Here is a 12,642-nt window from a genome sequence, read left to right on the forward strand (position 1 = left end):
AGCGCAGGTGACAGCCGCATGTAGCCGGTTTAAATCGACGCGTAAGCGGCGTCGACGAGGCGTCGCGCGCGGTCGCCGAGCGCAAGCGCCGGCCACCAGCGATTGAGCGCGTAACTCATGCTTATCCGGTTTTCGCGATCGGCAAATCCGAAGCTTCCGCCGGCGCCCGCGGTGCCGAACGCGTTGCGGTTTGGACCGATGTAGAAGAAGTCCGGATCGTTCAATAGAAGACCCATAGCCGTGCGCATCGGAGTGCCCCATACCGGGCATGGCGCGTACCATTGCACCTGCGTCATGAGATCGATCGTCTCGGGCGAAAATATCCGGATGCCGTCCAGCGCGCCATCCATGGCGCAGAACGAAAAGAGACGGGCGACGCCACGAGCGTTGCCCGCGGTGGCTTGAAAAGGCAATCGCTTTCGCTCTTCGGGCGAAAGCGTCGTGGCCGGATCGCCCATGCCGGCAAAGAAGCGGCGTATCACCTCCTGTGGCATCCGGGCCCCGGCGACGAAGTGCGCCGTGTCGATATCGGGACCGAAATTGGCGACGTCCGTCTCCGTGCAGCGCAGATTGTATTCGACGCCCAACTTTTCGGTGACCTCGCGGCGGAACCAATCCCAGGGCATCTCTCCGGTTGCCGCCGCAATGAGCTTTCCAAGGATGAATATGAAGGACGTCGTGTGGTAGACGCCGCGTGTGCCCGGCGCCCATTCGGATCTCTGCTTCGCCACAGCCGCGACCATGCGATCCCAACGGTGATAGTCGCCGGGTTGTGCGGCGTCGATGAAATGTATCGCCGCATGATGGCTGATCGCCTGGCGGACGGTCACGAGTCCCTTTCCGTTCTGCGCGAATTCGGGCCAATAGTCGGCCACAGGCGCGTCGTAGTCGAGCTTGCCTTGATCCGCGAGCATATGAACGCCGAGCGCCATCATTCCCTTGACGACCGACGCCATGCTCACGATGGAATGTTCGGTCCAGGCGCGCTTGCGGTCGACGTCCATGTAGCCGCCCCACAAATCGACAAGCTTTTCTCCGTCCTTGTAGAGGGCTACGGCGGCACCCAACTCATTGAGGCTGTGAAAATTCTCGGCGAAGGCATCGTACAATTTCCGGTAGCGCGGATCGCAGCTGCCGTAAATTGCGATTTCTCCATTGGGCGTTCCGATCGTTTCGATGTTCGACACTTGCGCCTTCCTTCCACGCGAAATCGCGATTGCGAACTCACCGGCATGCTTCCGGGAGGTTCGCAAGCACCAAAAAGATCATTCGCTACAAAATAGTCAATACAGACTAATTGGTTGCGCACGACCGATTTCCTGTTATGATGTCCGGCGTATCGGCTCGGCCGGCGGCGCCTGCGATTTCGGGCCGGAGCGTCGCGCGATGCCGAACGGTTCCAGGTAAAGAGAAAGCAGCTCTGGATGCCTTTCGACTTTTCGCGCTTTGCCCGTCTGCGCCTGCTCGACGGTCCGACCCCGATCCAGGAACTGCAGCGGCTGGGTACGGATCTCGGCGGTGTCCGCGTTTTCGTCAAGCGCGACGATTTCACGTCCCTTGGCGGCGGCGGCAACAAATTGCGCAAGCTGGAATTTCTGCTGGGCGAGGCGAGAACGCAAGGCGCCGACACGATCCTCACGGTTGGGGGGCGGCAATCCAACCACGCGCGGCTGACGGCGGCGGCCTCGGCGCGGGCGGGATTCTCCTGCGAACTTGTCCTGCCGCGCGTGGTGCCGATCGGCGACGACGATTACCTACACAACGGCAATGTCCTGCTCGACGATTTGTTCGGCGCGTATGTGCACGATCTGCCCGGCGATGCCGATGTGGGGTCGTTTGCAGCCGAACGTTCCGCGACGCTCGGGCGCGAGGGTCGCAAGGTCTATTTCATACCGACCGGCGGATCGAACGCCGTCGGCTGCCTCGGCTATGCCGACTGCGCCCTGGAGATCGAGGCGCAATCATCGGCGCTCGGTATAGAATTCTCGCGGGTCGTCTTGGCCAACGGCAGCAGCGGGACGCATGCGGGGCTCGCAGCCCGTTTCGCGCTGACACCGAAGGGCGCTTCCTTCGTCGCATCATACGCCGTCTATCATCCGGCGGATAAGACCCGCGCGAACACGCTCGTCATGGCGCGCGATACCGCGGCGCTGATGGGTTCGGAAGTCGCGCTCGATGAGACCGATATCCTGGTGGATGGCGAGCATCGCGGCGAGGGCTACGGCATACCCACACGCGGGATGGTCGACGCGGTGCGCCTACTGGCCCGCAAAGAAGGTCTGCTGCTCGATCCCGTCTATGGCGGCAAGGCCTTTGGGGGATTGCTGCACGATATTCGCCGCGGCCGATACAAACCCGGCGAGGCCGTATTGTTCGTCATGACCGGCGGCATGCCGGGCCTCTTTGCCTATCGCTCGGCATTGGAAGGTGCCCGCGCTCTGTCCGGCCCGCGCTATGGACTGTGAGTGCGCGCTGTTTGACGTGCCAGGAACGGCGGCGCGCCAATCCTTCCAGTTACCGTCCAAATAGACTGGTCCGTCCATGCATGTGCAGGAAAATGCACATCCCGCCGTCAGTTAAATCATACCGTTCCGAGCGGCGTCGATCCAAAAGCAGTCTGAGCAGACTAATATGTTGCGTTTCCGATTTGCTTCTGCCATGGTTCCGTCATGGTGCCGCGTGGGTGGCCGGATGCCGTTCTAGGTGACGGTCAAATCGGGTCGGACGTGGGGAATTGTTATCAGCGGGGGTGTGTAATGATGCGTTTGCCACGGGCGGGAGCCATCACGGGCGTTGCGGGTGCCTTGGTCTTTTCGGGCACTGCGACATTCGCTCAGACGAGCGTCGCCACCGATCAGCAATCACCTGCCGCAAACACGGCGCAAATCGAAACGATCGTGGTTACGGCGCAACGGCGTCCGGAGAACCTGCAAGACGTGCCGATCTCGATGACGGCGTTCAGCGAACGGGATATCAAGGATCGCGGTGCATCGTCGATCCGGGACTTGCAGTTCGACGTGCCGAACCTTGCGTTTACCGGTTCGAACGACTGGACCAATCCGAATGTCAACGTCCGCGGAATTACGAGCGCGCAATCGAATACCGGATTCGAGTCGCCCCTCGCCGTATACGTGGACGGCATATATATGGACGGGACCGCGGGCGTCGATTTGGACCTGGATGGCGTTCAGGGCCTGGAAGTCCTGCTCGGGCCGCAAGGCACCCTGTTTGGGCGAAATGTCACGGCCGGCGCGATCCTTCTCACCATGGCCAAGCCCACCGACGAATGGGGCGGGCAGCTTTACGCCGAAGACGGCACCTACTCCCGTGCAAAGATCGCCGGCATGCTCAATATCCCGCTTGTGTCCGACGAATTGGACATGCGGGTGGTTGCCTCTCATTCGGGCATGAACGGATATATAACCAACCTGCACGACGACAGGAAATTCGGCGGTTACGATTCGGATTCCGTCAGGACGCAAGTCAGGTGGACGCCGATTCCGTCACTGACGGTGGACCTGGGCGCCGACTATTTCCATCAGGATGGATCTCTCGCCTATGGGCGGGTGACGGACCCCGCTGCTCCGGGATACACGGCCAGCAAAAGCACCGTGGACATAGACGGGCCGGACACTTTGAATCGGACCTTGGAGGGGTTGACCCTCAACGTCGAGTACAAGCTGCCCAGCGACGTTACGCTGACGTCGCTTACCGGTGTCAGGTCCACAAAAGGCGGATATGAGGCAGATCTCGACAACAGTGCATTTGCGTTCCTGACGTCCGACTTCACGCGTGCCGACAAGGAAGTCACCCAGGAATTCCGGGTAACCTCAGATAGCGCATCGTCGTTGAGATATGTGTTCGGGCTGTATTATATCAACGAAAGCCTGAACAGCGTCGAACATGTTCTTGTGGGCCCGGCCTACCCGTTGCCCCTCGGGAGCATGGAAGTTGTAAAGACCGGTATTGTCACCAATGCCTATGCCGCGTTCGGGCAGATCGACTATGACATTCTTCCGGATGTCACGATCTCCGTCGGCGCACGTGAGACATATGAGACGAAAAATCTGACCTACTCTCAGAAGGGAATTGCGATCCTTGGAATACCGGACTTCAACCCGTTCGGAAATTCACAAACCGATTCAGCCTTCACGCCGGCCGGAAGCGTCACCTATCATCTCAACGAAGACGTAAATCTGTACGCGAAGATATCGAGCGGGTTCAAAGCGGGCGGCTTCAACGCATCGTTCCCCGCCGCATCGCCTGTCACGCCGCAATTATCCTTCGGACCCGAGCATGTGGTCAATTATGAAGTCGGCCTGAAGGCGGAGTTCTTCGACCATCGCCTGCGCGTCGATCAGTCCGTCTACTACGAAAAATACAAAGACATGCAGGTGCAGCAGATTTTCCAGACCTTCACGCAGGTGACAAATGCGGGCGCGGCCCAACTGACGGGCACGGAGCTCAACGTCACCGTAATCCCGATCGACCGGATGCTTCTTACCGCAGGCGTCGGATATTCGGATGCGGTGTTCCTGACGTATCTGAACGCCGGGGGGCCGGGGGTCAACTACAATGGCAACAGCTTGCCGAACGCTCCGCGATGGACCTTCAATGCGGCGGCGGAATATAGCGTTCCCATGCCCTATGGGGAGGCGAAGGCGCGCGTCGAATACACCTACCGGGACAAGGTCAACGCGGATGCGGGGGAAAGCCCTGTCTTCCTCGTCAAAAGCCTCTCGCAGCTCAATGCCAGGCTCGCGTGGGACTTCGAGTCGAATTATGAGGTCGCGGTTTGGGGCAAGAACCTGACGAACCAGGTGACCGACGTGAACCCGCAGTTCAATGCGCTGGGAGCACAGCTCGCGACTTACAATATCGGCCGCACGATCGGCGTATCTCTGTCGGCGAAATTCTAGCGCGTATGGTGCATGCCGTCAGTCGCGCGTTTGGGAGTCATGCGAGCGGGGGCTTCGAAGACGCGATGCGTCCGCGTCACCGGTCCGGAATGCATCTTCGGATCCGGCCTTCGAAGCGGAAGAGATTGCCGTGACCACGGAGTTCCGTCAGCACTGGGGCCTCGATCCGGCCGTGGAATTCCTGAATCACGGATCGTTCGGCGCCTGTCCGACCGCGGTGCTGAAAGCACAGACGCTGCTCCGCGAAGAGATGGAGCTGGAGCCGATGGAGTTCTTCACGCGAACTCTGCTCGGCCGTCTCAACGGCGCCAGGGACGCCGTCGCCGAATTTGTCGGAGCGGATGCGGAGGGTCTGGTCTTCGTGCCGAACGCCTCGACCGGCGTGAACGCGGTGCTGCGATCCCTCCGGTTCGAGCCGGGCGACGAGATCCTGGCGACGGACGTTACGTATTGCCGAAAGGCCGTCGATTTCGTGGCGGATCGCAGCGGCGCCCGGGTGGTCGTGGCCGACTTGCCGTTCCCCGTGAGCGGCGACGACGAAATCGTCGAAGCGGTCCTGGTGAAGATAACGACGCGGACGCGTATCGTTCTCCTCGACCACGTGACGAGCACGACATCGGTGATCCTTCCGATTGCGCGCCTGGTCGGGGAAATACAAAGCCGCGGTATCGATGTGCTGGTGGACGGCGCCCACGCGCCGGGGATGATACCGCTTTCGCTTTCCAAGATCGGCGCGGCCTACTACACGGGCAACGCGCATAAGTGGCTCTGCGCGCCCAAGGGCGCCGCCTTCCTTCATGTGCGGCGAGACCGCCACGCCGGTCTGCATCCCACGGTCATCAGCCATGGCTATGGCCGCGGATTGCACCCCGAGTTCAATTGGACGGGCACGTGCGACCCGACCGCGTCGCTCTGCGTCCCTGAAGCCATTGCGTATGTCGGGGGGCTTCTGCCGGGCGGTTGGCAGGAGATCATGGCCCGAAACCGGGCGCTGGCGCTCGAGGCGCGGACGCTTGCGCTCAAGGCGCTGGGCAGCAAAATACCGTGTCCCGACTCGATGGTCGGATCAATGGCTTCAGTCCCGCTACCGGCATTCGACGAGGGTGCGATGGCGCGGATCGGCACCGACCTTCGGACCTGGTTCCGGGAAAGGGGCGTAAGCACGTGGTTTTCGCCCGAACCGCCCTACATCCTGCGTATTTCGGCGCATCTCTATAACGATATCGAGCAGTTCAAGAAGCTCGCCGATTTGCTGTCCGAGCTCTTCCGTCCTGCCGGAGCATGAGATTCATCTATCGCCAAACCGAGGGGCGCATCAAAGCCCCAGCTTGATAGCCGCGCGTTCGACGAAGGCAATTTCCTCTTCCGTCATCGGCGGATAGCTCTCCCTGGCGACGTTGCCGATATAGCCGATCTCGGGGAAATTCCGCTCCATGCTGTAATAGGCGCTGACCGTGATGCTGCGGAAGCGCAGAAAGAATTGATATTTCTGCGCGGGCGTCGGGTCGGTTTGGGCCGACGTCTGTTTCGATGCCGGCGTGGCGGGCTCGAGGTATTGCTGCATCGCGGCCAGAGGCGACATGCCCGGCGCCGGCGGCGCAGCGAGATCGGCAAGCAGTTCGCGCTGCATCTCCTTGCCGGCTTCCCAGAACGCTTTCCGCCCTTGCCGCCGGGAGCGCTCATTCAACCGGTCGAGCCCCGGAACGATCACCGCACGGTCCTGCAATTGATCGGGGTAGGGCGCGCTCACCCACTCGTCGATGAAATCGGCGATGCCGACCGCGCTCGGCGCGGGAAAGCCATCCACCGGCGGCAGAATAAGATCCGCCAGGGTGGCCGCGCCTCTCAACTGGTCGGGCGTCATGGTGCGTGGCCAGGGGGTGAAAGGATTGAGCAGATCGGGATCGCGGCCATATCCCTTTACGCTCGCCTGCGGCTCGGCGGCCGCCAACGCCGCACGCATCGGCGGGAAACCGGACAGCGCCGCGGCCGCACCGAACCAGGCCAGCGTCGTCCGCCTGCTGAGACGAATGGGATCGGACGCGCTCATAGTTCCCCCGCCTTGAATTTGCGCACGAGATAGTCGCTGCTGCGCCAGCTCAGTGCCAGGATCGTCAATGTCGGATTCTTGTCGGAGCTGGAGGCGAAGACGCCGCCGTCCATGACGAACAGATTGTCCACGCTCCATGTCTGACCATGGGCGTTGACGACCGAATCGCGCGGCGAACGGCCCATGCGTGTCGTTCCGGTCTCGTGGATGGCCTCGCCGCCGCGCGTGATCGCCTTTACGCCGTCGGTATCGCCGCCCACGAGCACGTTGCCGCCGAGGCGCCGCATGATCTCGAGGAACGTCTTGCGCATATGGGAGGCTTGCCGGATTTCGCTGTCACCCCATTTCCAGTGGAAGCGCGGCACCGGCACGCCCCAGTCGTCCGTGACGGTCGGATCGAGGTCGCAATAGCAATCGTCATTGGGCAGCATTTCGCCGTTCCCGGAGAACGTGATGATGGTGCCGAACTTGCGCCGCATCTCCTCGCGCAGCTCCCGGCCATGCGGCGCATCGCAGATATCGACGATCCCGGCGAAGGCCATGGCCGGCATGAACCGGCCTCCGGACACATCGATGTGGTAGCCGCGCGGGAAATCCAGCTCGCCGCGGGTCTGCTGTGCGTGGCCCCACCAGGGCGCATAGATATGCGCGCTGGAAATCCCGTCGTCGTTGCGCGGCGGAAGCCCCTCGAGGGCGGGCACCTGCGCGACGCCATAGGCGATGACGCTATCCATCAGATTGCGTCCCACCTGGCCCGACTCGTTGGCCAGGCCCGCGGGGTGGCGCGCATCTCTGGAATTGAGAAGGATGCGTGCGCTTTCGCAGGCGCTCGCCGCCAGAACAACCGCCTTGGCGCGCGCGGTGTAGCGTTGCCCGGTCTTGCGGTCGATGATGGCGACGCCGGTCGCGCGGCCCTCTTGCCCGACCAGAACTTTGTGAACGAAGGAATTGGTGCGTATCTCGAGATTGCCGGTGGCGACCGCCGGTGGAAGAAGCACGGTGGTGCTTTGGAAATTCGCGCGGATGGAGCAGCCCCGGTAACAATACGTCGCATACAGACAGGCCGGGCGATCGCCCAAAGGTTGCGTCAAGATCGCCGAGCGGATCGCGGCGGTCGGGATGTTCATGCCGTCGAGCGCGCGCTTTATCAGATACTCGTAGGGGCGCATCGGCGGAGCAGGCTGGGCCGAGGGCGAGCTGGGAGCGTTTTCCAGATCCTCCTGGCCGCCGCAAAGCCCGATCAGTTTTTCCACCCGATCGTACCAGGGCGCCAGATCGTCATAGCTGATGGGCCAGTCCGCACCATGGCCGTCCCGGCTGCGGCCGTTGAAATCATACGGTCCCATGCGCAGCGATATGCGTCCCCAGTGATTGGTGCGCCCGCCCAGCATGCGGGCGCGATACCAGCGAAAGGCCGAGCCCGGCGCGAGCGTATAGGGCTCGCCCGGAACGTCCCATCCGCCGCCGACCGTCGCGTCGTAATAGCCGAAGGGCTTGTCCGGCGTGGACGCGCCGAACAGCGGCGCCTTTTCCGGCAGGTCGAACATGGGCGTTTCCCGCTCGGGCTTGTAGTCGCGCCCGGCCTCCAGGAGCAGCACCCGCAGTCCGGCTTGCGCCAAGACATAGGCGCTCATCCCGCCGCCGGCGCCGGCGCCGACGACGATGGCATCCCAGAGTTCTTCCGTCACGGTTTTCTCCTCCGGCATCATGGTATCTCGCGCACCCAGATATTCCGGAAGCTCAGGGGGCGGGAGGAATCGGGATGGGCCTGCAGCTTTATCGCGGCACGGTCGTACGGGCGATAGGAAGGCCTGTAGAGGAAGGAGGTCTCGCCTTGGAGCGCCACGTGGTTCTGCACAAGCACGCCGTTGTGAAAGAGGGTGACGTAAGCCGGGCTCTTGAGCGATCCCTTGCCGTCGAATCGCGGCGCCGTCCACACCACGTCATAGGACTGCCACGCGCCGGGGGGGCGCGCGGCGTTCACCAGCGGCGCCGACTCCTTATAGAGGCTCGCGGCTTCGCCATTGACGTAGGTCGGATTGTTCCAGGAGTCCAAAATCTGAATTTCATAGCCCGCGTCGTAGGGGCCGGTCGAAGCCAGGAAGACCCCACTATTTCCGCGCGCCTGGCCCTTGCCTTCGACGTCCTTCGGAATGCGCCATTCGATGTGGAGCTGGTAGTCCTTGAAATGCCGCTTGGTCTCGATGTTGCCCTGGGCTTTGCCGACCGTGAGGACACCGCCCTGAACCGGCCAATGGGCTGGCATATGATCGTTTGCGCTGATCCAGCCGTCGAGATTTCGGCCGTCGAACAGCACGATGGCGTCCGAAGGCGGCGCGCCTTGGACGGTGCCGGGCGATACTTTGGGCGGCACCGGGGTCCACTGCTCGGTTTTCTTGATGATGGCTTCCAGCTTTTCGAACCTGTCGAGCGTGACGTCACAGGTCTCGTCTGCACGGCAAACGCCGGTGTAGCGGAACATCCCCACCAAGGTGGCGGACATTTCGGCCGTGAGCTTGCACTCCACGTTCGGACGACACGCGTCGGCATCCTGAAGCGCCTTGACGAACTGCGGCGACAGCGGCTGCGCGGCAGCGGCCGTCGGTTGCTCCGCTTCAAGCATCGTCAGGCCGAGGAGCAGGCTCACAGCGAAAAGGCTCGTGGTTCTCATGGCAATTTTCCGCTGAAATGAACGGGGGCAAACTAGGAACTCGGAAGGCGCGCGGCACGTTCGTCCCGGAGGGCATTCCGTCGTGCTTTTCCGGCATCGTCGCGAAGCGGAAAATCGACGAATTCGAATGTCTTCGGAAGCTTGTAGCGGGCAAGATGAGCCGAGGCATGATTCAACAGATCGTCCGCCTGCAGGCTCACGCCGCGCTCGAGCTCGACGATGGCGTGGACACGCTGGCCCCATTCGGCATCCCGCAATCCGATCACGATGACCGAATTGACTTTGGGATGACTGCCGAGCGCGGCTTCGACCTCCGCCGGATAGATGTTGGCGCCGCCGGAGAGGATGAGGTCGGTGCGCCTGTCCGAAAGGTAGAGATAGCCGGCTTCGTCGAAATAGCCGAGATCGCCCAAGGATTCCCAATCGCCGAGCGTCTTGGGCGCCGCACCGATATAGTGATACGTCGTCCCTCGGCCGGCGTCGGGGAGGAAGTAAATCTCGCCGGTTTCGCCGGGGCGGCAATCGCGGCCGGCGTCGTCAAGAACGCGAATTCGCGAACCGGGCTGCGGCTTGCCGACGGAGCCCTGGCGCTCCAGCCATTCCGTTCCGCTGATGAGGGTCGTGCCCTGGCGTTCCGTTCCGGCATACAGCTCGAATATCCTCTCCGGGCCGAGCCAATCGATCCACGCCTGCTTCAACCAGGTCGGGCAAGGCGCGGCCATGTGGAAGACGGTGTGCAGGGACGCGAGATCGAAGCGCGCGCGAACATCGCTTCCCAGGCGCCAGATCCGGTGCATCATCGTCGGGACGAAATTGACCCAGCCGACCTTGCGATCCTCAACGAGCGCCAAGGCCCGTTCGGCGTCGAACCGGCCCATCTCGACGACCGTGGCACCCGTGAAGAGCCCGTAATGCATGCCCACGAACGGCGCATTGTGGTACAGCGGGCCGGGATTGAGCAGCACGTCGTCGAGACGCTGACCGAATACCGTGACCTTGGGGTCCCACAATCCCGGCATATGATCGACGATGATCTTCGGCTGGCCGGTTGAGCCGCCGCTGGCCATCGCCTTCCAATGCGTTGAAATCACCTCCGGCAATTCCTCGGCGGACAGGCTCTCGTCGAGCCAGCGGCCGCCGCGCACAGCCTTGTGCCCCGCCAGGTCATGGAGGTTCGCGCCGATCACCATTTTCGGCTGCGCAACGGCCAAAAGAGTGGAGAATTCCGTCGCGGGAAGTTTGTGCGATACGACATTCGGAATGGCGCCGAGCTTCCAAAGCGCAAAGGTCGTCTCGTAGAATTCCAGGCCGTTCGGCAATGCGATCGTCACGAGATCGCCGGCCTTCACACCATCCGCGGCCAGCATCCTCGCTCTGCGATTGGCCTGCGCCTCTAGCTGTTCGCGACTGATGGTTTCGTCGCCGATGACCAAGGCCGGCCGGCGTGGATCGCGCGCCGCGTGATAGGCCAGCAACCGGCCAAGCGGCAGCCCGCCGCTCCCGTTCAGCAGGGCTGGAGATGCGTTTACCGCCATGGAACCCGTCTCCGGCTTCGTTGTCGACTGCAGACTCTACGTTTCCGTGGCCGGCGAACTTGGCGCGCCGCTTCCGGACTGCACGCACAGCCAGTCGACGCACCGTTCCGCGTCCGCCCGCCCTTTCGAGACGACCATGCGCCTCCATGCGGGGTCGTCGGGGCAGAAAAACGCGCGGATGCGCTGGCGATGCGCGGCACCGTCAGCGGTGTCCAGCTTCCCCTGACCGAAGAGCCAGTTTCCGAGGCGGAGCTCATCCATCATGGCGGCGGTATCGAGCGTGCCGAACTCCAGCGCGTAGGTCAGATGTTCGCTCTGCGGAAGAAGCTCCTGCAGCAGATGCAGAGCCGATCGAGGATGACTGGGAATGAGCGGAAAGGCCCCGGGATAATAGAGCTCGCCGAACAGTTCCGTCAGCGCCGCGAATTGCGGAGAGGCGGGATTGTCATATGAAACTGGCGTTCCCTGGCCATAGCGGCCGAAGCCGGTGTGGATATCCATGCTGAGGATCCGCGTCGCATGACGAAGATGGCGAGCGGCCGTCTTCGCCAGGACTCCGCGCGACCAGGACGGGTGATCGCCGTGATAGGTGAGACCCAAGGGGTGCGCACTTTGCCCGAGGCGCATGATCTTTTGCAGCTCTTCAGGGCCATGGCGCTCCACAAAGGCCGCGAGCCGCCTGTTCGCATCGTCGCGCAGCGGGCCTGTCCATTCGACCGGGTTGATCTGATCGACCAACGCATCGTAGCCGGGATTCTCGAAACGCTGCTCCGGGGGGTATACGAAATTTCGGAAGACATCGATGTTTTCGTGGTCGGCATGGTGATCCCATGCCGTGCCCCAAGGATTTATCAAATGGACATGCACGGTCCGAATTTGCGCGGATTGGAAGACAGCGGGCTGTTCCTCGACGAGCGAGAGCTGGATGGCCGCGCCGGGCAACCCCTCGTCGCCGTGCACGCCGGACACCGTCACGAGCGCCTTTTCCGACGCCGAAGGCCCCAGCGCGGCGGTCACGCAGACGCAGCCGTTCTTGTCGGGGCTGAGCAAATCCAGTTCGAACGTCTCGATATCGGCTCCGGCGCGTCCCGCCGCCTCCAGAAACCGCGCCGTCGCCACATCGGCAGTCGGGGAAAAGCAGGCCGGCATATCGAGCATGAACGCAACCTCGCATGGAGCGGGTACGGAGAACGAAAGCCTCCTCCCGCATTCGAAAATTCGCGACGTGGAGATAAATAGTCTAGTGTGACTAGTCTACTACCATGGATATCATCTAGTCGACAAGCTTCCGCTATCAACGCCCAAACGGCCAGCATGGGGCGTTTTTGGCTGGCAGCGGATCATTAATAGTCAGGTTGGACTAATTATTATTGCGCTCACGGGAAATTTTGCCTACGTTCCATCGCATCGTCGCTCGGATTGGGCGCAATCGAAATGGCCGCGGGGTTCGGCCCTGGGCGTACGTGC

General features: G+C 62.3%; 10 protein-coding genes. 3 read left to right on the forward strand and 7 right to left on the reverse strand.

What is annotated here, in order from left to right:
- Window positions 1-29: 29 nt before the first annotated feature.
- Window positions 30-1,187, reverse strand: a complete 1,158-nt coding sequence (locus WDM91_22590) for a serine hydrolase domain-containing protein (protein ID MEI9997400.1) — start codon at window positions 1,185-1,187, stop codon at window positions 30-32.
- Between the two features lie 135 nt (window positions 1,188-1,322).
- Complete coding sequence (locus tag WDM91_22595; GenBank protein MEI9997401.1) at window positions 1,323-1,619, reverse strand: hypothetical protein; 297 nt, start codon at window positions 1,617-1,619, stop codon at window positions 1,323-1,325.
- On the opposite strand from WDM91_22595, the gene WDM91_22600 reads away from it, so the two are divergent.
- The 3 genes from WDM91_22600 (at window position 1,500) to WDM91_22610 (ending at window position 6,204) form a co-directional block, all read left to right on the forward strand.
- Complete coding sequence (locus tag WDM91_22600) at window positions 1,500-2,465, forward strand: D-cysteine desulfhydrase family protein (protein MEI9997402.1); 966 nt, start codon at window positions 1,500-1,502, stop codon at window positions 2,463-2,465. The genes WDM91_22595 and WDM91_22600 overlap by 120 nt on opposite strands.
- A gap of 291 nt (window positions 2,466-2,756) precedes the next feature.
- A complete protein-coding gene (locus WDM91_22605; protein ID MEI9997403.1) occupies window positions 2,757-4,919 on the forward strand; it encodes a TonB-dependent receptor in 2,163 nt (720 codons plus the stop codon).
- 130 nt (window positions 4,920-5,049) lie between these two features.
- Complete coding sequence (locus WDM91_22610; protein ID MEI9997404.1) at window positions 5,050-6,204, forward strand: aminotransferase class V-fold PLP-dependent enzyme; 1,155 nt, start codon at window positions 5,050-5,052, stop codon at window positions 6,202-6,204.
- Window positions 6,205-6,234: 30 nt separating this feature from the next.
- Here WDM91_22610 and WDM91_22615 read toward each other — a convergent pair whose 3' ends face one another.
- From WDM91_22615 to WDM91_22635, 5 genes are read right to left on the reverse strand one after another with little or no spacing between them, the layout of a single operon-like run.
- On the reverse strand, window positions 6,235-6,969 hold the full coding sequence (locus WDM91_22615; protein ID MEI9997405.1) for a gluconate 2-dehydrogenase subunit 3 family protein: 735 nt from the start codon (window positions 6,967-6,969) through the stop codon (window positions 6,235-6,237).
- Entirely contained in the window at window positions 6,966-8,657 is a 1,692-nt protein-coding gene (locus WDM91_22620; protein ID MEI9997406.1) for a GMC family oxidoreductase, read from the reverse strand. The genes WDM91_22615 and WDM91_22620 overlap by 4 nt, the downstream gene beginning before the upstream one ends.
- Before the next feature lie 17 nt (window positions 8,658-8,674).
- A complete protein-coding gene (locus WDM91_22625; protein ID MEI9997407.1) occupies window positions 8,675-9,616 on the reverse strand; it encodes a DUF1080 domain-containing protein in 942 nt (313 codons plus the stop codon).
- 56 nt (window positions 9,617-9,672) lie between these two features.
- Entirely contained in the window at window positions 9,673-11,175 is a 1,503-nt protein-coding gene (locus WDM91_22630) for an AMP-binding protein (protein MEI9997408.1), read from the reverse strand.
- Between the two features lie 36 nt (window positions 11,176-11,211).
- Window positions 11,212-12,333 (reverse strand): DUF2817 domain-containing protein, encoded by a 1,122-nt coding sequence (locus tag WDM91_22635; protein ID MEI9997409.1) that lies wholly within the window; start codon window positions 12,331-12,333, stop codon window positions 11,212-11,214.
- Between the last annotated feature and the right edge of the window lie 309 nt (window positions 12,334-12,642).

The organism is Rhizomicrobium sp., assembly GCA_037200385.1.
GTDB lineage: Bacteria > Pseudomonadota > Alphaproteobacteria > Micropepsales > Micropepsaceae > Rhizomicrobium.